At 55.6% G+C, this 20,997-nt stretch carries 22 protein-coding genes, 1 pseudogene and 1 riboswitch; of the genes and pseudogenes, 9 read left to right on the top strand and 14 right to left on the bottom strand.

Going from position 1 to position 20,997, the window contains the following annotated elements:
- Positions 1 to 143: 143 nt before the first annotated feature.
- Both FD19_RS06465 and FD19_RS06460 read right to left on the bottom strand, forming a co-directional pair.
- Positions 144 to 1,370 (bottom strand): MFS transporter, encoded by a 1,227-nt coding sequence (locus FD19_RS06465; RefSeq protein ID WP_056969392.1) that lies wholly within the window; start codon positions 1,368 to 1,370, stop codon positions 144 to 146.
- A gap of 241 nt (positions 1,371 to 1,611) precedes the next feature.
- Entirely contained in the window at positions 1,612 to 2,238 is a 627-nt protein-coding gene (locus tag FD19_RS06460) for a helix-turn-helix domain-containing protein (protein ID WP_054750498.1), read from the bottom strand.
- A gap of 213 nt (positions 2,239 to 2,451) precedes the next feature.
- Between FD19_RS06460 and FD19_RS06455 the strand changes: the two genes are divergently transcribed.
- Both FD19_RS06455 and FD19_RS06450 read left to right on the top strand, forming a co-directional pair.
- Entirely contained in the window at positions 2,452 to 2,781 is a 330-nt protein-coding gene (locus tag FD19_RS06455; RefSeq protein WP_054750497.1) for a hypothetical protein, read from the top strand.
- A 66-nt stretch (positions 2,782 to 2,847) separates the two neighbouring features.
- A complete protein-coding gene (locus tag FD19_RS06450; protein WP_056969391.1) occupies positions 2,848 to 5,181 on the top strand; it encodes an ABC transporter ATP-binding protein/permease in 2,334 nt (777 codons plus the stop codon).
- Between the two features lie 117 nt (positions 5,182 to 5,298).
- Here the strand turns inward: FD19_RS06450 and FD19_RS06445 are convergent, their stop codons facing one another.
- The gene (locus FD19_RS06445) at positions 5,299 to 5,787 is read right to left on the bottom strand and encodes a glutathione peroxidase (RefSeq protein ID WP_054750496.1); all 489 of its coding nucleotides are present in this window, start codon (positions 5,785 to 5,787) and stop codon (positions 5,299 to 5,301) included.
- A gap of 224 nt (positions 5,788 to 6,011) precedes the next feature.
- Here FD19_RS06445 and FD19_RS06440 point away from each other — a divergent pair, with 224 nt between their 5' ends.
- Both FD19_RS06440 and FD19_RS06435 read left to right on the top strand, forming a co-directional pair.
- Positions 6,012 to 6,464: a MarR family winged helix-turn-helix transcriptional regulator gene (locus tag FD19_RS06440; RefSeq protein WP_054750495.1), complete on the top strand. Its 453-nt coding sequence runs from the start codon at positions 6,012 to 6,014 to the stop codon at positions 6,462 to 6,464.
- Between the two features lie 16 nt (positions 6,465 to 6,480).
- Positions 6,481 to 7,011, top strand: coding sequence for a GNAT family N-acetyltransferase (locus FD19_RS06435; protein WP_054750494.1), 531 nt, complete (start codon positions 6,481 to 6,483; stop codon positions 7,009 to 7,011).
- Positions 7,012 to 7,125: 114 nt separating this feature from the next.
- Here the strand turns inward: FD19_RS06435 and FD19_RS06430 are convergent.
- The 3 genes and pseudogenes from FD19_RS06430 to FD19_RS06420 all read right to left on the bottom strand — a co-directional run bounded on the left by FD19_RS06430 (position 7,126) and on the right by FD19_RS06420 (position 10,382).
- A pseudogene (locus FD19_RS06430) lies at positions 7,126 to 7,901 on the bottom strand (sulfite exporter TauE/SafE family protein).
- 13 nt (positions 7,902 to 7,914) lie between these two features.
- Positions 7,915 to 8,940 carry an amidohydrolase family protein gene (locus FD19_RS06425; protein WP_235804143.1) on the bottom strand — a complete coding sequence of 342 codons (1,026 nt, stop codon included), beginning with the start codon at positions 8,938 to 8,940 and terminating at the stop codon, positions 7,915 to 7,917.
- A 170-nt stretch (positions 8,941 to 9,110) separates the two neighbouring features.
- A riboswitch (purine riboswitch) is annotated at positions 9,111 to 9,209 on the bottom strand.
- Between the two features lie 225 nt (positions 9,210 to 9,434).
- Positions 9,435 to 10,382: an ROK family protein gene (locus tag FD19_RS06420; RefSeq protein ID WP_054750493.1), complete on the bottom strand. Its 948-nt coding sequence runs from the start codon at positions 10,380 to 10,382 to the stop codon at positions 9,435 to 9,437.
- 228 nt (positions 10,383 to 10,610) lie between these two features.
- Between FD19_RS06420 and FD19_RS06415 the strand changes: the two genes are divergently transcribed.
- The 5 genes from FD19_RS06415 to FD19_RS06395 are packed head-to-tail and all read left to right on the top strand — an operon-like array spanning position 10,611 to position 12,525.
- Entirely contained in the window at positions 10,611 to 10,874 is a 264-nt protein-coding gene (locus FD19_RS06415) for a GlsB/YeaQ/YmgE family stress response membrane protein (RefSeq protein WP_054750521.1), read from the top strand.
- Positions 10,875 to 10,886: 12 nt separating this feature from the next.
- Complete coding sequence (gene amaP, locus FD19_RS06410; protein WP_054750492.1) at positions 10,887 to 11,423, top strand: alkaline shock response membrane anchor protein AmaP; 537 nt, start codon at positions 10,887 to 10,889, stop codon at positions 11,421 to 11,423.
- Between the two features lie 12 nt (positions 11,424 to 11,435).
- Positions 11,436 to 11,636: a hypothetical protein gene (locus FD19_RS06405; RefSeq protein WP_054750491.1), complete on the top strand. Its 201-nt coding sequence runs from the start codon at positions 11,436 to 11,438 to the stop codon at positions 11,634 to 11,636.
- A 5-nt stretch (positions 11,637 to 11,641) separates the two neighbouring features.
- Complete coding sequence (locus FD19_RS06400; protein WP_054750490.1) at positions 11,642 to 12,019, top strand: Asp23/Gls24 family envelope stress response protein; 378 nt, start codon at positions 11,642 to 11,644, stop codon at positions 12,017 to 12,019.
- A 20-nt stretch (positions 12,020 to 12,039) separates the two neighbouring features.
- Positions 12,040 to 12,525 (top strand): Asp23/Gls24 family envelope stress response protein, encoded by a 486-nt coding sequence (locus FD19_RS06395; RefSeq protein WP_054750489.1) that lies wholly within the window; start codon positions 12,040 to 12,042, stop codon positions 12,523 to 12,525.
- A 91-nt stretch (positions 12,526 to 12,616) separates the two neighbouring features.
- On the opposite strand, the gene FD19_RS06390 is transcribed toward FD19_RS06395, so the two are convergent.
- From FD19_RS06390 to FD19_RS06355, 8 genes are all read right to left on the bottom strand, one after another.
- Positions 12,617 to 14,458, bottom strand: a complete 1,842-nt coding sequence (locus FD19_RS06390; RefSeq protein ID WP_054750488.1) for an FAD/NAD(P)-binding protein — start codon at positions 14,456 to 14,458, stop codon at positions 12,617 to 12,619.
- A 39-nt stretch (positions 14,459 to 14,497) separates the two neighbouring features.
- Entirely contained in the window at positions 14,498 to 14,893 is a 396-nt protein-coding gene (locus tag FD19_RS06385; protein ID WP_054750487.1) for a GNAT family N-acetyltransferase, read from the bottom strand.
- Positions 14,894 to 15,115: 222 nt separating this feature from the next.
- Positions 15,116 to 15,901 (bottom strand): alpha/beta hydrolase, encoded by a 786-nt coding sequence (locus FD19_RS06380; RefSeq protein WP_054750486.1) that lies wholly within the window; start codon positions 15,899 to 15,901, stop codon positions 15,116 to 15,118.
- A 273-nt stretch (positions 15,902 to 16,174) separates the two neighbouring features.
- A complete protein-coding gene (locus FD19_RS06375; RefSeq protein WP_054750485.1) occupies positions 16,175 to 16,879 on the bottom strand; it encodes an ABC transporter ATP-binding protein in 705 nt (234 codons plus the stop codon).
- Complete coding sequence (locus FD19_RS06370) at positions 16,872 to 17,657, bottom strand: ABC transporter ATP-binding protein (RefSeq protein ID WP_056969389.1); 786 nt, start codon at positions 17,655 to 17,657, stop codon at positions 16,872 to 16,874. The genes FD19_RS06375 and FD19_RS06370 overlap by 8 nt, the downstream gene beginning before the upstream one ends.
- On the bottom strand, positions 17,654 to 18,607 hold the full coding sequence (locus tag FD19_RS06365) for a branched-chain amino acid ABC transporter permease (RefSeq protein WP_056969387.1): 954 nt from the start codon (positions 18,605 to 18,607) through the stop codon (positions 17,654 to 17,656). Before FD19_RS06365 ends, FD19_RS06370 begins: the two co-directional genes overlap by 4 nt.
- A gap of 9 nt (positions 18,608 to 18,616) precedes the next feature.
- Complete coding sequence (locus FD19_RS06360; protein ID WP_056969385.1) at positions 18,617 to 19,495, bottom strand: branched-chain amino acid ABC transporter permease; 879 nt, start codon at positions 19,493 to 19,495, stop codon at positions 18,617 to 18,619.
- 170 nt (positions 19,496 to 19,665) lie between these two features.
- Positions 19,666 to 20,856 (bottom strand): ABC transporter substrate-binding protein, encoded by a 1,191-nt coding sequence (locus FD19_RS06355; protein WP_054750484.1) that lies wholly within the window; start codon positions 20,854 to 20,856, stop codon positions 19,666 to 19,668.
- Positions 20,857 to 20,997: the final 141 nt, after the last annotated feature.

Here is a 20,997-nt window from a genome sequence, read left to right as displayed (position 1 = left end):
CAGGTGTTTTTGTTGGCAAAGAAGGTTTCGCCAGCCCTATTTGCCCATCATCATCGCTACTGGTACGCGTCATACCAACACCGAGCCAAACAAAATGGGCAACCCCATTAGGAAGTTGCCCCACAATTTTTGCTCGTATTAGCTTAGCCCACTTGGCCCCGCCGTAAACTTGGTTCGGTAAACCACAGCAGGATAAAGTTGAACAGTAACATAAAGGCGGTGCAGATAAAGACCGAGTTGTAGTCGAACAAGCCGGCCAGCGCCCCACCCAAGAACGCACCAAACATGTTGCCCAACGCCTGGAAAGATTGGTTCCAAGAGAAGATGGCGGACGTGGCGGTGATTGGTGAACTCTTGGTGAGCAGGGTCTGAATGGACGGGAACAACGCCGCGTCCGACACCCCGATCATCAGCCGCAAGACCCCGAGAAGGACGATGCTGCTGACAAAGCCTTGCGGGAAGTACATGATCACGGCAAAGAGGTAGCCAGCCGTCAGTACCTTCCCGGTCCCGTGGTGGTCACCATACCGCCCCAACCGTGGGGCGGCGATAATGTTGGACAGCCCCGGCAGCGCGGCAATGATTCCGGCCACGACGGTGATCGGCCCCCGGTAATGCATCAACTCACGCACGTACAAACTCAGGATTGGTGAAATGGACGCGTTCCCCAACTGCACGATCATCGTCGAACATAACAGGATGATGGTTAACTTGGGGTTGGGGAACCCGGCGAGGAAGTTCCGCTTCTCCCCTTTGGCGCGCTTCGGGTGCTCCACCGGCACGAAGAATTCCTTCACGAACACACCGGCGATAATCGTGGTGATGAGTAGCAAGGCCGCCGTAATGAAGAACGTACTCCGAATCGAGAAGATGTCAGCCAGAATCCCACCCACGATGGGTCCCAGCAGCATGCCACTCGTGGACCCTGTCACCAGGGTGCCTAGCGCCCGGCCACTTTGGTTCCGCGGCGTCTGCGAAGCCACCAGGGCTTGCGAGTTGGAAATGAAGCCGGCAAAGATGCCTTGGAGGGCCCGGCAAGCAAACAGTTGCCAAACCGAGGTGGTCAGGCCCATCAGGAACATCGACAGCGCTGTCCCTAAACCAGCACGGAGCAACATGATCTTGCGCCCTTTGCGGTCAGCCAAGGCACCCCAGATGGGGGAGGCAATGGCAGTGATCAGGAAGGTAATCGCGTAGACTAGCCCACTATAGAAGGTCACCTGTGATTTGGTGTAGTGCCCCATGCTGGCCACGTACAGTGACATAAAGGGCATAATTTCACTAAAGGCCAGCCCAGCCACAAAGGTACAAACCCACAGAATGTATAAATTCTTCTTCCACGGCCCCTTGGCGCGTGTTTCGTCGTCCATTACGACTCACCCCTCACTAAACTTCTAATTAAAGGGGCCGACACTTGGGTGTCAGCCCCTCCTCGTTGTTACACTGATAAAAGTCATTATGCACTTTTGGTAAGAAGTTGTAAAGTCAACGAACCAGGTAAGTGCGCTGCCAAACCGTGCAGGTGTACCGGTGAGTGGCCGGGACTACTATAGTTTGGTGAACAACCCCATAATGACCGTTGCCAGGGCGAAACCGCCAACTAGCAACTCACTACCGCAGCCACGTCCGGCGGCCAACAATCACGGCGACAATCAAACCTACCGTCACGCCAACGGCGGCGCCCACCATCATCATCGGGCTCATATGCTTCAACAGTACCAGGCCCAGCAGCACCACCACAATGGCGCCGACCACACCTATGCGTAATAGGTACATGAGCTGATCGTGTCGTTGCGTTTGCTCGTCATGCCCCTGCAGCCGCCGGAAATTTTTGCGTGCCGGGAACAAAACGCCAAAGTTGGCCAGCAACACGCAGATGGTGAGCGCTGTTGCCCCGCTGCCTAATTCAAAACCAGCAGTGTTAAAGGCAGACAAGATGAGCAACACCGCCAGTGCCACGTCGATGACCCATGATGCCCAAAACATTGCCCGTGCCTGCTTGAGTGCCATTGCATCGGAACGTACTTTCTCTGTCATTTTATTATCCTCCTTGAGTAAGATATCGAGGGATAGGCCATACAAATTGCTCAAATCGATCAGGCTGGCCACATCTGGATAGCTACGCTCATTTTCCCAGTTCGAGACCGTCTGCCGGGTTAAATGAAGTTGATCTGCTACCTGCTGTTGCGTTAACGCGTTGGCCTTCCGCGCCGTCGCTAACCTAATGCCAATTTGCATCCTGCTGCCTCCCACATCCTCAAGGTACCGCCATCCTTGTTATTGTACTAGCAAAGAACCATAGCGACCATCGCAATGGCCATATTCGCACCGCCAATAATCTTGGCGGTCAATATTTCCCGGGAAATATTGTCGTGTCTCTTGACGCGCACCCCGCCAACTGCCAGACTGGCGGTAAACTAATTTAAACGCATCCCCATGGAGGTATTGCACATGACCACCGCTAAGCAACAGGCGTACCCAACAAGCAACGAACTGGCCGCCATTATCCAGAAAACTTTGGCGACCCCCTATGTACAGTCACAGCAGCCACTCACCTTTGAACTCAACAGTGCCCTCCGGCAGCTCCAGCACCACACCCCGGTAGAGCGTGTGGCTCCTCACCTTGTGCGGACAGTGCTCAACTACACCGTGAGTGGCCTGACCATGCCCGATGAATTATCTGCTCTCTATGATGCAACGTACCGCGAACCCACGCTCAGCGAACAATACGGGCGTGCGGCTGGCTTGAGCGCCTTGTTTAGCCACATTTGGTTTCATTAGTAGACAGTTTATAATTAGCCTGCATCAGCCTCACTACTACCACTCAATGGGAAGGAGTTACCACCCGTGCTTGAACTGAAACACATCAAAAAATACTACCAGGTGGGCGATACCATTACCAAGGCCCAGGATGACGTGTCCGTGGCCTTCCGTAAACAGGAATTTGTCGCCATTCTGGGGCCCAGTGGTTCCGGGAAGACCACCATGCTCAATATCATCGGTGGCTTGGACCGCTATGATTCTGGGGACCTACTGATCAAGGGCCGGTCGACTAAGGACTTTAAGGATAGCGACTGGGACGCCTACCGTAACAACTCGGTCGGCTTTATCTTCCAGTCCTACAACCTGATCAGCCACCTGAGCATCATGGAGAACGTCGAGATGGGTATGACCCTGTCCGGCGTGCCCGCCAAAGAGAAGGAACAGCGCGCGACCGACGCACTCATCCGCGTGGGGCTCAAGGACCACATGCACAAACAGCCATCCCAGCTATCTGGAGGCCAAATGCAGCGGGTCGCGATCGCGCGGGCCATTGCTAACGACCCCGAGATCCTGTTGGCCGATGAACCGACTGGTGCCTTGGATTCCGAGACTAGCGACGAGATCATGCAACTGATTCGTGACCTTTCCAAGGAACGTCTGGTCATCATGGTCACCCACAATCCGGACCTGGCCCACAAGTACGCCGACCGTATTATCGAGTTTGCTGACGGCCAGATTCAGCACGACTCCCACCCCCACATTGAAGGTGCCAAAGCTGAGCAGTTCCAGCTCAAGCGGACCAAGATGAGTTACTGGACGGCCCTCAAGCTCTCCTTTGACAACATTCGCACCAAAAAGGGACGGACGTTCCTGACCGTCTTTGCATCCAGTATTGGCATCATTGGGATCGCCGTCGTTTTGGCCCTATCCAATGGTTTCCAGAAGCAAATCACCAAAACCCAAAGTGAGGCCATGGCCTCCATGCCGGTCACCATCTCGCAGGTAGGAACCGATACCAACTCAATGATGACCGGGACTAAAACCAAAACCTTCGCTCACACCAAGACCGTGACTGCGGAAAAGAGTGACGCCGATAAGGCACAACACGTGAACAAACTGACGCAAAAGTACATTAATTACGTCAAGCGGATGCCCAAAGCCGACGCCAAGAACATTGCGATTACTTACGGCACGGGGATGAACCTATTGCGGAAAGTCAACGGCCAGTACCGGACGGTGACCTTCTCCACCAGCAACCCTGATAACAGCAGTAGCGTGGACACCGCGGCTTTGATGGCTTCCAGTACCGGCGTGGGCGGCTCCGTTTACCCCATCGACCGGAGCGGCCACCAGAGTTTCCTGAAGACTTACTACAAAGTCATTGCGGGTCGGTACCCAACAAAGGCGACCGACATTGTGCTGGTCGTCAACAAGGACAACTCCTTGAACATCAACGCCATGAAGAACCTTGGCTTTGACGTTAAGGAGGGCCAGAAGTACAACTTCCAAAGCCTGGTCGGCACCACCATCAAGTTGGTTGCCAACAACGATTACTACACCAAACTGCCAACGGGCACCTTCATGCCAGGTAAGGACTACTCGACCATGGCCAACGCGGCTAACACTAAGACCCTGCGCGTGACCGGAATTGTCCGCGTGAAGTCCAAGAACTCCGACGGGCTGCTATCCAGCGGCGTGGCCTATAGTTCCGCGCTAACCAAGGACGTCCTGGATGCCAACAGTAACTCCAACATCGTGCAGGCACAAAAGGCTAGCGCCACTAACGTGATCACCAGCCAAAGCATGGACGCCTCGACGCGCTCAACGGTCCTCACCACTTTGGGCGGATCCCAGACGCCAACTAACATCCAGATCTACCCCACCACGTTCAAGCTGAAAGATAAGGTCCTCAGCTACCTTGATAAGTACAACCACGGTAAGAGCAAAGCTGACCGGGTCATCTACACCGACCTGGCTGGGACCGTCTCTGACATGACCGGTGGGTTGATGGACGCCATCACGTACGTGCTGGTCGCCTTTGCCGGTATTTCGCTGGTGACCTCGATGATTATGATTGCCATCATCACCTACACTAGCGTGCTCGAACGGACCAAGGAAATCGGTGTGCTCAAAGCCTTGGGGGCCCGGAAGAAGGATATTACCCGCGTCTTTGATGCCGAAACCTTCATCCTCGGTTTTGGTGCCGGCCTGTTCGGTATCCTTGTTGCCTGGCTACTGACGTTCCCCATCAACAGCGTGTTATACAACGTCACTAGCCTAGCCCACGTGGCCGTGCTGAACCCTGTACACGCCGTTAACCTGGTGATTATCAGCACCATCCTGACCATCCTCGGGGGCCACGTACCTGCCCGGATGGCGGCTAAGAAGGATGCCGCCGTCGCGCTACGGTCCGAATAGTTCGCAATTGTCAGCACAAACTAATTGGGTGGTTAACGTTACTACTAGCCACACGTCAAAAAGACGCCACCGCAGCGTATGCGGTGGCGTCTTTGCGTTCTCTAGTTATTCTGTTGGTTAAGCCATAACGGTAGGTGCCGCGAGCGCCTGCTTAATGGCATTTTCCATGGCGTTAGGCTGGGTGAGTGGCCCGTAGCGATGAATCAGCTGGCCATCACGCCCAACCAGGAACTTGGTGTAGTTCCACTTGATCATCCCCGCCTTGGATACATCCTTGAGGTACTTAAACAGCGGTGCGGTCTGCTTACCGTTCACCGCAATCCGCTGGGTGATGGGAAAAGTAACGCCGTAGTGCATCTGGCAGTACTCCGCCGCGTCGTGATCATCCGCCAGTTCCTGGTGAAACTGGTCCGACGGCATACCAATAATGGCTAACCCCTGGTCATGGTAATCCTGGTACAACCGTTCAAGTTGTTCCAATTGGGGGGCCAACCCGCACTTACTAGCAGTGTTCACCACAATCAACACCTGGCCCTTGTACAACCGCAGCGGAATCGACCCGCCGCCAATTTCTTTCACCGTAAAATCATACACACTTGTTGCCATGATGATCACTCCCATCAACTACCAACTGAAATAAAAGCTACTAACCACTTACTATTAATATTATCACGCATTTTTAGCCGTCCGTGTGCTAAGAATCGGTAAATGTGATTATATTTCTGTGCTAAACCCTACGAGAATACACCGATATGCGACCGTATTGTCCGCCAACGTATTGCATTTGCAATACGCATGTGTATAATTATGAATCAAAAGGAAGTGACAACGTGGAAAACGCATTACGCGCGATTGGCATCATCGCCCGCGCGCTCGACAGCATTGCCAACATCGAATTTCGCACCCTCAACCTGACCCGGGGACAATACCTCTACGTAGCCCGCATCGCCGAGCACCCCGGTATTATTCAGGAGCAGTTGGTCGACCAACTGAAAATCGACCGGGCGACGGTTGCGCGCAGCGTGGGTAAGTTATGTGATCAGTGCCTCGTCACCAAACGCCCAGACCCGCACAACGCCAAGGCCAGTCAACTGTTTCTGACCCCCGCTGGTACTGCGGCAGCAGACTTGATCCACCGCGAAAATGAGTATTCGCTGCAAACCGCGTTGCGGGGGATGAATAGCACGGAAATTGCCCAGCTTGAGCGGTTACTCAACCAGATGAGCGCCAACGTCGCGGCGGACTGGCAGTTCGTCAAAAGCGGCGGACACCGCAATTACTAAACAAGGAGTATAAATAATGACCAACACGATTACACGTATTACCAAAGCAGATATTCCCACCCTGGTCCAGATGGCCCGGACCACCTTTGCCAACACCTTCAACGCTAATACTGCTCCAGATGACATGCACGCGTTCCTTGACACGGCGTATTCTCCAGATCAATTAACTGCCGAGTTAATGACCCCCGGCACCAGTTTTTGGTTTGTCAACGTCGACGGCACCCCCGCCGGCTACCTCAAACTAAACGTTGACGACGCGGTGACCTCCGACGTTAAGGCCACCAATGCGTTGGAATTAGAGCGCATCTACATTCTGCCCGCCTTCAAGCGTCACGGCTTGGGCACCCTGTTGTTTAACCACGCTGTGCACATGGCACAGCAGCTGCACAAGGACACCATCGCGTTGGGCGTGTGGGAACACAACGAGCCGGCCAAGGCCTTCTACGCCAAGCACCACTTCCACAAAGTCGGCGAGCACGCCTTCGTGGTCGGTAACGACCCGCAGCGTGACTGGCTAATGGAAGCACCGGTACCGCAACCAAGATAAGGCGTAAACAAACCCGGTGGGCAACCAAATAATGGTTGCCCACCGGGTTTGTTAATAGCTCCGTGTTTAGGTGCGGGCTGACGCTCTCGCTTTTTCACCGGGGTGCTCCACTCTCTACTTAAAATATGCGTCATAGAAAAAGTACGCCGCCAGTCCGAACGCCCCAAACGCAATGACGCGTTGCAACAGCTTCACGGATACGTGCCGCACCACAATCGGGCCCGCATAGCCGCCGATGAATAGCCCCACGCCCAAGGGCAACACCATGCTCCAGTAGACCTTCGTGGTCAACGCGTAAATAACGATTGAAAAAATGTTGGCTACGAACGTGGTGAAATTCTTAATGGCGTTACTGACCGTAAACGTTTGGTCTAGCGTCACGGACAAAATTGCCAGCAAAATAATGCCGGCCGATGCACCAAAATAACCAATGTAAAGGCCCACCAAAAAAATCGCGGTATTTTTGGCCAACGTCACCAAGCGTCCCTGCATCCGCGGCTGTCGCCGTGCTGCGGCCGGTCTCTTTTTCCGACCGGAGACCAGCATCAGCACCCCGGCCATCGCAATGAGAAATGCACGATATGTTCAAAGGTACTTTCCGGAGCCACCGTCAGTAAAAAGCTCCCTATAATTGCCCCAATTAACGCCCAGATGGTCACACTCAGGGTCAGCCGCTTATGACTACGCAGTTCCTTCTGCGAGGACAGCGCTGCTCCCACGCCGGTAAAAATCATCCCCGCGGTGTTGGTTACGTTCGCCCCCACGGCTGGTAACCCCAACGACAGTAGTACCGGGTACGTCACTAATGACGCCATCCCCGCCATGGTGCTGATCAACCCACCAACAATGCCTGTCACCACTAAAATCAATGCCAACCAATACCAGGCCATTACGCATCCACCTTCACGACAGTTTTATTACTACGCCCAGTATACACCCTACCCGGGAAATATTCACACTGTTCAGGTCATCGACCACTACCAAGTCAGCTAACTGTCCCGGAACCAGGGCGCCACGGTCCGTCAGCCGGTGGGCACGCGCCGCGTTGTTGGACGCCATGGTGTACGCCAATTCAGCCGGCAAACCGTACTCGATGGCGAGGCGGACGTTGTGGTCGATGGAGCCTTCGCCAATCAGGTCACCAATCGTCTTGTCGTCAGTACAGAACGCAAAGCGGTCGTAATTACGCGGCGTCACGGCCCCAATCGTATTAGCAATATCACGTTCTACCGTGCCCTCACGCAGAAAGACGTACATACCGGCATCTACACGGGCCAAGGCATCGGCCACGGTCGCACTTTCGTGGTCCGTGTCCATGCCGTGCGCGCGCATCACTTCCAACTGCTCGGGAGTCAGGCCCGCCGCGTGCCCATCAGCGTGATGCCCATGTGCATACGCGTCGTGGACTTTGGCCATGGTATCAGCGTCATCACGCGCCACGGCCCCATAGTCCATCACTTCGGCTAACCCGTTGATTTCCGGGTACTTATACAATGGTTCCAAGTCGGCAGCGTGCAAGGTCGCACCGTTATTATCGAACGGTACGCAGGGCACGGAGGACGGTAGCATGTAGCGAATATCCAGTGGCGTTTGCCGGGCATCCTTAATCATGTACTCAATGCCAGCTGTACCGGCTACATTAGCTAGCTCGTGGGGATCAGCCACGATGGTAGTCACCCCGTGTTGGAGCAAGATGTGGCCGATTTCACTGGGGGCCACCAGCGCACTTTCAATGTGCACGTGCGCGTCAATCATGCCGGGCACCACGTACTGACCCGCTAAGTCAACGGTCGTCCGTGCCTTCATATCAGGGTGTGGCAACCGCGAAACCACCCGCCCGTCATCCAACCACAAGTTAGTTTGTTCAAATTCGCCAGTATACACATTCAACACACGCGCACCGGTCAGTACCATCGCTACTGTTCGCAAAAAGGGGCCTCCTCGTACCCAAATACCATGGTGTGGAGGAGGTCCCTGGAAAGCCGGAGTTCAGAAAGGTGGCTGCACAGCGTTGCCGTTTGATTGGCCAGCACGGAAAAATGAGCCTGACCACCGTTGCGGGGGCTGGTGGTAGCTACAACTACAACCACTATCCCACTCGCTATGCATCTCACACCTATAGTCCGGGCTTTACGGGTCCGGGTAGAAACTGACCATCCACATCATGGCATTATATAGGCAAATAATTTGTAAAAGCTATTTGATTGTTGTCCACTCTACCACCCACCCCCACGAGTTGCAAGACCCGTGGTAGTTAGATAGTGGTGAGTACGCTGACCCGCTACGGCTTGGTGAACCGCTCCATGCACCACTACCCGAGCGCAACCTCTGAGCGGCCACACCGGCCACGCGCACCGTGGGATGCCCCACTTTACACACAAAAAGGAATCGCGTTCCACGCGATTCCCATAACACCGACATTCTTAGTGCCGATCGCGTTGCACACCCCACTGGGTTTCGGTGTCCTCACCGTTAACCTTCAACAGCAGGTTGTACAACGCACCATACATATTAGCATCGTTTTGGAACTTGCCCGCCAGGATCTCCGGCTGCGACAACGTCCGGTCCAGCAATGGCATCGCGCGCCGTGCCTGCTGGTACGCCGCGTTGATTTCCGTCACTACGATTGGCTGTGCCGAAATCCCGCCACCAATCACAAAACGCTCCATATCGACCACCGACTGGACGTTAACAATCAGCATCGCAATCTGCCGGCAAAAATCCCGGAAAATACGTAACGCAATCGCGTTGCCAGAGTTGATTTCGTCAAAGACGGCGCGGCCGTCTGTCCGCGTTGGCAACCCCATCGCCATGGAAATGCGTTCAATCATCCCCACGGCCGAGCCCGCGTGAAAACCAAGCAGGCTTTGCTCGCTGAAGTTGGCGTTGTCCGCCATAAAGCTGAACTCCCCCGCCTGGAAGTGGGAGCCAAAGTACAGGTGCCGGTTGATGATCAAGCCACCACCGATCGCCGTACCCAGTACAATTGCCGCGCCGTTAACGACACCATTAAGGTTGCCCAACCACATTTCCGCTAGGGCCGCTGACTTGCCGTCATTCTCAACGGCAAACGGCACCCCTTCCGGTACGTGAATGAAATGCGGTAATTCCTTTTGGTCCAAAAATGGCACCATCCCGCCGCCAATCACTTGTTCCTGCGGATGAATCACCGTCCCCGGTACACTCATTGCCACCCCTTTGAGCCGCGGCGCGTAATCATCAACAATGTGGTTCACGGTCGCCGTAAATTCATCAAAGTTGGTGCGGGGCGTCGGGGTCGTATGTTTTTCCATGAGGTGACCGGCCCGGTCGATCAACCCATACTTAATGTTCGTACCACCCACATCGATTGCGAGATATATGTCAGCCATACTTGTGCCTCCCATTTGGATTAGCTTACAACTCTATGATAGCGCTTTACGTCGGTACGTGCAGTGTTATTTTTGTTCGTAAAACCGTGTCATGTTAACGTATTACCATTAACGAATAGCTAATGCTCAAGATTAATATTTTTATTGTTATGAGTTGCTTTTGATAAGTTCACCTTGGTAAGCTGGAATTAGGGGAGATACAGACCAACACAAGAAAGGATGATCAACATGCTTAGTTTCATTTGGATGCTTATTGTCGGAGCCATCATTGGCTGTATTGGTCAAGCAATTGTCGGCCGCGATATGCCGCTAGGCTGGGTTGGCAACATCATCGGGGGCCTAGTAGGGGCATGGTTAGGTACCGCCCTGCTTGGTGACTGGGGCCCACGGGTAGCAGACATGGCCATTTTCCCAGCAATTATCGGGGCCATCATCGTGGTCTTCATCATTTCACTCTTAATTGGTGGTCTCCGCAGCCGCTCCCGTACGTAGGGAGGCGGTCCCATGCGCCCACTAACAAAACTAGGTCTGGGACTCATTGCCATCGTCGGTCTCGCAACCACTGCGGCGTTCGCCGCTACGTTGTGGCCAGTACCCAACCTGCTGGCGCTGTACACGACCCAGACAAACTGGCTACGACCACTGTTGCTCGGCATGGTGGCGGTCACGGCGGTCACCTTTGTGGTCATGCTACTGATGGCTATCTTCCGCCGCAGTACGACCCAACGCCTGGCCCTCGCTACACCAAACGGGCAACTGACCATGGACCGGCAGGCCGTGGAACATGCAATCGCCAAAGCGGTAGCGGCTAACCACCCCGTACGGGACGCCGACGTGACGGTTACGATGCACGAACGGTCGGTGCACCACGTGGCGGTTGACGCTACGCCGCTGCAACGCCAACAGTTGGCAACGTTGGCGACCGGAATCGAGCAAACGGTTAAGGACGTCTTGGCTAATACCCTCGGCGTCCCGGTCCAGCGGGTCAGCATTCACCTCACCCCGGTGAACGCACGACAGCGGCCAGCCAAGGTGCTCTAGGAGGTGATGACAATGACCAAAACACTCATGGGTATACTCACGGGCGCGGCAGTTGTCGTTGTGTGGTTACAGTTCGGCTTTGGTAGCCTGCTCCTAGTGCTCTGCGGAGCCGCGCTGGGCGGATTAACCGCACGGTACCTGGTGCCCCTATGGCCCGCCATCACGCAATGGCTAACTGCCGGTAAGGACCTGTTCACTAAAGAAAGGCAGTGACCGCAATGCAGACAACAACGAACGACCTGATGGCCAACAGTCGCCTAACGTTTGACGACCAGGTTATCACCAAGATCACCACCCTGTGTGCCCACGAAATCGACGGGATTTTGGGCATGGATGGCAACGTCATCGATGCCATTACCGATACCCTCAGCAAGGGTGACAACACCAGCAAAGGCATCAAAGTCGACGTGGGTGAGCAGCAAGTCGCCATCGATATCGACGTGTTGCTCGAATACAACCGGGACGCACACGCGTTGTTCGAACAATTATGTACGCGTGTCAGCTCCCGCATCAAACAAATGACGGGGTTACAAGTCGTCGCCCTCAACATGAACGTGAAGGATGTACTCACCAAGCGTGAGTGGCAACAACGCTAACGCGAAAGGACGGAATCAATATGGACGCAGCTAAGACGCAAACGAACACCAACAAAGTCGACCAGGAACTCAAATTTGACGACGCAGTGGTCGCCAAGATCGTGGGCATTACCGCCAACGAAGTGACCGGCGTATACTCGCTGGAAGGTGGCATGGTCGCTAACATGACCGACTTTTTCCGCAAGGACAGTAACCCCACTAAGGGTGTCGACGTGGATATGGATGACGACCAGACGGTGACAGTCTCCCTCGACGCGGTGCTCCACTACGGTGAGAACGCCCCCGCCATCTTTGACAAGCTCACCACTGCCATTGCCAAAAACGTGCACCAAATGACCGGCCTGCGCGTGACGGCCGTCAAGATGACGGTGAAGGACATGCTGACCAAGGACGAAATTGCCCGTGAGAAGGACAAGGAAAAAGCCAAGGAGAAGGACCAAGACGCCAAGGAGGACCAGGGCAAAGACGCGCGCCCAGCTGGCCGACCGGAACCGGCGCCAGCGTAACCCTCCAATAATTAAAATAGCGGCGGATGCTTCCTCATTTGGAAGCGTCCGCCGCTATTTGTGTGCCGTTGTGTTTCACGTGGAACAATCCTCATCCCGCAAAAATTTGTGCCGCAATGCAATCTGCCGTACTGATCACCGAGTCGGGCAATCCGGGGTGGGGGGTGGTCGTGGTAAACCATGTCGCCCCTTCCGTCGGTACACCCCAGAAGAACAAGCCATCGCTGTCGTCCCGACCAGGTAGCAACGTCGCCCGCAGCGGGTCAACGTCCACAGCCCCCGTCACCTGGCGGGCATTCGCAACCGTTAACCGTTGTGGCCGCGCCAGGTGTTGTTGTAATAATGACCGTACTAGTGGGTTTTGTGTCGTCTCCGCGTTAACCGCGGGTAACCGCGCCTCAACCAACCAGTCCGCATAGTATTGCTGGTGCGAATACGTCTGGGACCACGCCCGGAACTGGTGGTGGGCGGGATCAACCGTCACCGCCATTGCTGGTCCCAGGATGGTAACCACGCCCGCCAGTACCAAGGCCCGTAGTTCTTCGATACGCGTATCCGGCGGGCCCACTGCTAAGTAAGCCTCCGCCCGCTTAAAGCGTCCCAGCAGCTCCTGATAATAATCAGTCTCGCTTAGCAACCGCCGTGCGACGATTATGCGCAGGTCATTGCGCACGTCACGCAACACCTCGAGTGCGGCAGCGTCAGGACCATCTTTGGTGCCACGACGGGCCAGTTGCACATCGGCCGTTAAGTACGCCGCCATGACCTCGCGGCGGTCACTGTGCGGATACTGTCGTTCAGGATGTAGGAGTGCGTCGGGATCGAACACGTCATGGGCCCGTACCGGTGTTTGTGCGATGACCGCGTCAGGGTCCGGCGACTGCACCCACTTTGCCAGCAGTGCATCCGCGTCCACCTGCGGGTACTGTGTCCGCAACAGCACCCGGTAGTACGCGTACGCCATCTCCCGGCGCACCCGGCTCAATAGCTCCTGTCCGCTCATGGTGCCAGGTTCCGTGAACTGGGCGACCCACTCTGGATTGATAAACTGCCCGTGAAACTGTGTATCGTCGGTCATGTTGACGCCCTTGGCCCGCAACGGAAAGCCGCGGCGGGAACCCGCCACAATTTGTGGCTCCTGTCCGGATGGTCGGTAGGTCAGCCATCCGTCCGTTCCGCGCGTGAAACGGCCGCCGCGCCCCTGCGTTAGTAGCGTGACTGCATCAAAGAAGTTGAGTCCCAAGCCGCGGAGAATGACGGTTTGCTGCGGCTGCAACTGGCTGAAATCGTACTCCTGCGGTTCCGTAGGCAAAACGTAGGTCAAGCCGTACAGCGCTGCTTGCTGAGCCAAGTCCGCCTGCTCTGGCGTCGCGTCATTAGCATAGTGGCCGAGCGCCATGACGACTTTGTCCACCAGCAATTGTTGCGTGGGGAGCGTAATGGTGTAGCGCCCATCCTGTGGCCGTACCCCCTGCGCCTCGGCGGTCAATACGCGCAACGTGACTCCCGCCGGCAGCTTAGCCTGTATTTGGGTATAAAACCAGGCGGCGTAGAGGGCAAACAACTGTCGTGACGCAAAGCCATTCGGGGCCAGCGCCGCCACTTCAGCCAACAGTTCATCGGTGTGCGGGGGCGCCACCTGCCGAATGAAGTCCGCAGCCAGAGTTTGCGTCCAGGTGTATAGGTCCGGTCCCGGCACAATGGGCCCCGCGATGTGATCCACCGCGTCCGCGAACAGCGTTACGTTAGCGGGGTTAGTGTTCATTAGGAGTAGGTGCGATTGGTCCTGTCGCCAGACACGACCACCCACCCCGTACGGATCAATGAGCGTAATGCGCAACTGGGACCAGTGCGTTGTTTGCCGGGCCCATGCAACTAGCCGCTGGGTTGCCACCAAACCGCGGGAGCCGGCGCCAATGATTGCAATTTCCATAGTCTCCACTCCCTTCAGCTGGTGGTACACTGCGACGACTTATGACTGCTCGCCCAACCGGACGTAACCCCGGTCGTTACGGGTGAAGCCCAAGTGGCTATAATAGTCGGCTGCCCCTGGTGACGCCACCAGGACCACGTTTTTATCCGCCCCTACAGCTTGAATCACTAGGTCCACCAGGTGCCGACCAATGCCCTGCCGCTCGTAATCTTTCACAACCGCCAGGTCAGCCACATAAATTACGTCGGCATAATCCGTCAGGGCCCGGACAAAGCCAACCGGGCGTTTATCGTCCCAGGCACTAATCAGCACATCAGCATTTTCGATCATCCCCGTCAGCCGGTGTTCATCGTCGGTACGCCGCTGTAACCCTGATTCTTGAATGATCTGCTTCAGGTCAGCCGTCCGAATTAATCCCGTTTTGTAAGCTACCATGATTGTTAACCTCTTTGTTATATTATTTTTTGTACGGCGTTATTGAATTAAAAGCGCCAGTCTGGTACTGGCACAGTCCGTTACAACTCCAGTTTCTGGGCGCTGGAGACTCGTCCCCTAAAAAAGGTGGGTCGCCCCAGCGCGCCCACCTTTATTTTAACACCTTCAGTATGGCCACCCCGTGCGCAGCGCCACTTTCACGACGCCAACCGCTAGAGCGCGTCACCCTTGCTGGCTCTCGGCGCGCTGAATGAACGCCAGCACGTCTGACCATACGTCGCCTAAGTACGCCTCACCATGCCGCGTCCCCGGCAAAAATCGAACCGTCACCGGCACTTGTTGGGCCACCAGCGCCGTGGCCAACCGCAACACCCCATCGTTGGGCACAAACTCGTTCATCGAATTGGCCAGATACATGGGTCCCGCCTGTGCCGTTACGTGGTGGTAGGGCGTGCCGGCGTGGTAATCCTGATTCGTCGCAAAGTACTGCTCAATAAAGCCCTTGTAAAACTCGTCGTCTTGACCATCCTGGTCAATGGCTGTCGTGTCCGCATTCGCGGGTGCCTGGTGGTCCAACGAACCCACGACGTGCGGGTGCTCCTGGAGCCACTCCTCAATGTTGAGAATGCCCGACAGCGACACCGTCGGCCAGCCATACTTCAAACCAACTTCCACAGACATATTGCCGCCGCTGGAGGCGCCCACTACGGCGACAAAGTCGGTCAACCGGCCACTGGTACGTAGCCAACTAACCAACGTATCCATATCCACCAGTGGCGCGGGGTAATGGTTGGCCGGAGCTAACCGAAAATTGGGCACTACAACTTGGTAGCCCGCGGTGGCTAACTTGCCGGCTGGCTGCGCCTCTTTGGCCTTATCACCGCGAAACCAGCCACCACCATGAAGCAGCAGAATGGTGCCTCGGGTCTGCGCGCTGGTGGCCGGGTAAATATCCGTCATCAGGTGTCGCTGCGCATCATACTCCACGTCCCGTTCAATCGTTGCCATCTGGAAAACTCCTCTCTCGCGCGGTTGGGCGCACAGGCCAGCCGCATACCGTTACTCCAACGCCACCATGATAAAGCAGTCACCACTGAAAGCGCAACCGCGCTAGTATTCCAGTAGGTTACCAACACGTAAAACATGGGTCCGCGCAAACCCTTAGTTAGGGATTTGCGCGGACCCATGTTTGGTATATATGGCGATGTTGTCCCCCCTGAACGCGTAGTGGCACCGTGTTACGTCACCGCCTTGTGACTTACTCCTAGCATTCCCCGCTGATCAACCGCCCAAGTACGTTGACTGGACCTGCTTGTTGGCCAATAGCTCGGCGCCGGTCCCAGTCATCTTCACCTCACCGCTGGCCAGTACATAACCGCGATCGGCGATGCTGAGTGCCTGGGTGGCGTTCTGCTCGATCAACAGGACGGTCGTCCCCTGGGCGTGAATGGTCTTGATGATGTCAAAGACTTTCTGGATGTAGATGGGTGACAGCCCCATCGACGGTTCGTCCAGTAACAGCAACTTGGGCTTAGCCATTAACGCCCGACCCATCGCTAACATTTGCTGTTCGCCTCCGGACAAAGTGGCAGCATCCTGCTTACGCCGTTCTGCCAGGACGGGGAACTGGGCAAAGACCTCGTCCAGGGCGGTCGACACGTCAAATCCCCGCGGTTGCGTAAACGCCCCGAGTTGGAGATTCTCCAGGACGCTGAGGCCCTCAAACACGTGCCGTCCCTCCGGCACTTGGGAAATACCCAACTGCACGATCCGCGATGCACTCAACATGTTGATGACCCGGTCCTCGTACGTGACCGTGCCGGCTTTGGCACGCATGATTCCCGAAATGGTCTTGAGGATGGTACTCTTGCCCGCACCGTTTGCGCCGATCAGCGTGACAACTTCGCCGGTGTGAACTTCAAAGCTAACATCCTTGACGGCCTTGATGGCGCCGTAATTGACCATCAGGTGTTCAACTTTAAGCATGGACGCCACCCCCTAAGTACGCCGTGACCACCGCTTCGTTGGCCTTAATTTCGTCCGGTGTCCCCGCGGCAATCAACTTCCCGTGGTCAAGCACAAAGATGCGTTGCGCCAGATTCATCACGAGCGACATGTCGTGTTCGATCAGCACTACGGTTACGCCATAGTCCGACTGCAGCTTGCGAATCAGCCGCATCAAGTCGGCCGTTTCCTCGGGGTTCATCCCCGCCGCCGGTTCATCCAGGAAGATGATCTGGGGCTTCGTCGCCAATGCACGCACGATTTCCACGCGCCGTTGCTCACCATATGGTAGGTTACCCGCACCGGTGTCCGCAAACGGTGTCAGGTCAAAGTCGGCCAGTAAGGCATCGGCCCGGGCCCGTACCTCCGCCTCCTGCTTGTAAAATGACGGGAGCCGCAGCATGGTCGCCACAAAACTTTCGCGGTAACTCGTGGTCATACCCACGGCCACGTTGTCGCGGACGCTCATGTCGGCAAACAACCGGATGTTTTGGAACGTTCGCGACAGGCCCAACTTAGCCACTTTGTACGCGGGCAACTTGTTCAGCTCCACCGTTCCCTCCTGGGTATGGAGCAACACCTGTCCACTAGTGGGCGGTACCACGCTGGTGATGGCGTTAAACAGGGTGGTTTTGCCCGCACCGTTGGGGCCAATCAACGCAACCAGCGCCCCCCGCTCAACGTCGAACGACACGTTGTCCACTGCGGTCAGGCCGCCAAAGACTTCACTGACGTGCTGTAATTCCAGAATCGTACTCATTCGGCACCTCCCGCCTTCCGTTTCTTACCAACCCAGCGGAACGTCAACTCGTGCCGTCCCAACAGACCGGATGGCTTGAAGACCATCAGCAGAATCAGTGCCAACGCGTAAATAACCATCCGCAGCGTACCAAAGTTCTGGAGCACGGTATCGATCACGCCGAGCACCACGGCCGCCACGACGGTCCCGGTCATACTACCAATGCCACCGAGCACCACGATGATGAGGATAGCGATGGTGTTCATGATACCAAAGTCACTGGGGGCAATCATTTGGATATAGCTAGCGTGCAGTGAGCCCGCCACCGCCGCCGTGGCCGCGCCAAAGACGAACGTGGATAGCTTCCACTTGGTCGTGTTCAGTCCCACCGCTTCGGCTGCGATGTCATCTTCCCGCACGGACATCACTGCCCGTCCGGAGCGTGCATGGATGAAATTAACGGTCATGATGACCACGATACACATCACCACGTACACAACCGGCCAGGTCGCGTACATCGGAATGTTGAAAATACCTGAGGGGCCGTTGGTAATTTTGAGGTTGTTAATGACAACGCGGATAATCTCGGACGCCCCCATCGTGGCAATGGCCAGGTAGTCACCCCGTAGCCGGAGCGTCGGTACCCCGATGATGATGGCCGCAATAATAGCAATCACCACCCCCACGACGACCGACAGCCAAAAGCCCACGGCCGTCGTGGCGTACTCAGTGATGATTCCGGTGGCGTATGCCCCAATGGCCATAAACCCGGCGTGGCCCAGGCTGAACTGGCCGGTAAAACCGATGATCAAGTTCAGCCCCGTCGCGAGGATGACGTTGATGCCGATGGTTACCAATGCGTTTTCAATGAAGGTGTTGATCAGGCCGGCGAACTCACACGCATCGATGAGGGCAAAGCCGGCGACCATTATTAATAGCCAAATCGCATTTGCTTTGATATTTCTTTGCATAGTGTCCCCCTAAACCTTTTCCTTCTTGTTCTTCCCGAATATTCCTGACGGCATGACCAGCAGGATGATGATCAGTACCACGTACACCGCTGCGTCCTTGTATGCGGACAGGCCCACCGCCTGCGTGGCCGTTTCCAGGATGCCGATAAGAAAGCCACCGATGGACGCACCGGGGATGGACCCAATGCCGCCAACCACCGCCGCCACAAAGGCTTTGATCCCGGGCGTCATGCCCATGAGCGGGTCAATAGAATTGTAGTAGAGGCCAATGAGCACCCCACCAGCACCCGCCAGGGCAGAACCAATGGCAAAGGTGAAGGAGATCACGTGGTTCGGGTTGATGCCCACTAACTGCGCCGCGTCCGGGTCGTTGGCCACGGCCCGCATGGCCTTGCCCATCTTGGTCTGTTTGATGACCAACTGCAGAGCGACCATCAGGAAAATGGCGGTACCCAAAATAATGAGTTGAATGTTGGAAATGGTGATCCCCGCCACGTGGTAACTATGTTGCTTGATTACCTGGGGGAAGTTACGGGCACTCGCGCCATACAGGTAGGACATCCCGTTTTCCAGGAAGTACGACACCCCGATGGCGGTAATCAGCGCCGCCACACGCGGCGCGTGCCGTAGTGGCCGGTACGCCAGAAACTCGATGATGACCCCCACCAATGCGGTAATAGCCATGGTGGAGATGAGGGCAAAGATAAAGTTAAAGTGCCAATAGTTAATGACATAGTAGCCCCAAAACGCCCCCAACATGTACACATCACCATGCGCAAAGTTGAGTAGTTTGATGATCCCGTAGACCATCGTGTAGCCTAACGCCAACAGCGCGTAAATACTGCCCAGCGAAATACCGTTGATTAATTGTTGCATGACTGTGTGCACAATCAAACCTCCTCGTGATTGCTACCTGGGTGGCTGCCGCCGCGCTGTATGCGCAGGACACCACGCCCACACGTGATTAACTACACGAACGTATAAGCAGTCCCGAGCCGAAACCGACACCGTCGATTCCCGCCCGGGACCACCGATACTGCGTGTTGTGTCGGGCGCTACTACTTAACGGAGTAGGCCTTCACGATCTGCCCATTGGTCATCTGCTCAATGGAAACCGTCTTTTCAGGGTTGTGCTTACTGTCAATACTCATTGTCCCGGTGACACCCTTCATGTTCTTCAGCTTGCCCAGTGCCTTGGCGATATCGACGGAGTTCGTCGAGTTGGCCTTTTCAATGGCAGCTTTGACCATGTAGACCGAGTCGTAAGCCAGTGCGGAGAACGTTGGGGCTTCGGCGTTGAACTTCTGCTTGTAATCAGCCATGAAGTTCTTGACGGTCGTGTTCGTGTCAGCGGACTTAGTGGAGAATGGCGTGCTGTAGTAAACGTTCGTGGCGTTATTGCTACCAGCGATCTTGGGCAGCGACGGGTCACCCATACCGTCAGCCCCAATAATTGGCGTCTTGATGCCCATCTGCCGTGCCTGCTTGATGATCAGGCCAACTTCAGAGTAGTAGCCCGGAACGTACAGAGCGTCAAACTTCTTGTTCTTCAGGCTGGTCAGCGTAGCGTTGAAGTCCTTGTCACCCGCCTGGAAGTACTGGGTGGAGACCACGTCGCCCTTGAAGGTCTTCTTAAAGGCCTTGGTCAGGCCGGTGCCATAGTCACTGGCGTTGTCAGCCAAGATGGCAACCTTCTTCACCTTCAGCGTGTTGTAGGCAAATTTAGCAGCTGCCGTCGCTTGGAAACTGTCCGTGAAGCAAGCGCGGAATGCGTATGGCTGGACCTTGCCGTTCTTCTGTAGCGTGTAGCCAGCATCCGTAGCGGATGGTGTGATCATCGGTACGGACGCCTTAGTCACGTTCGGAATGGCCGCCGTCGAATCGTTGGTCGTGGCCGGCCCGACCACTGCCACCACTTTGTCGTTGTTCACCAACTGGGCGGCAACGGAAGCGGCACTGGTGGTCGATGACTTGTTGTCACGGTAAACCGGCTTGAGCTTCATCTTCTTGCCCTTGACCTTAACGCCACCAGCCTTGTTGATCTTCTCAAAGGCCAGCTCGATCCCCTTCTTTTCCTGCTCACCATAACCAGCCGTCGAACCAGAAAGTTCCATGTTGACCCCCACTTTAATGGTGTTGCCACTGGCACTATTGCCTTTGGCCTTCGCGGAACTGGAACAGCCTGCCATGATGGTCACCATGGCCGCGGCGGCAAATCCCAGTGCGATACGTTTGAAAGTTTTCTTCATCGTCCTAATCTCCTTCTAATCTATTCCCACACTCAATATGTGTAAAACCAACCACAGCAACCTATGTGCGCATCCATCCCGCAAAAAAACGGTGGACCTTCATGCAGCAACTGCTACATCAGGGTCCACCGTTAACTTACC

Origin of the sequence: Lacticaseibacillus thailandensis DSM 22698 = JCM 13996, assembly GCF_001436135.1 — a bacterium.
In the GTDB taxonomy this organism is placed as follows: Bacteria; Bacillota; Bacilli; order Lactobacillales; family Lactobacillaceae; genus Lacticaseibacillus; species Lacticaseibacillus thailandensis.
The sequence above is the reverse complement of the archived record's forward strand: the minus strand, read 5'-3'. Positions and strand labels throughout refer to the sequence as shown.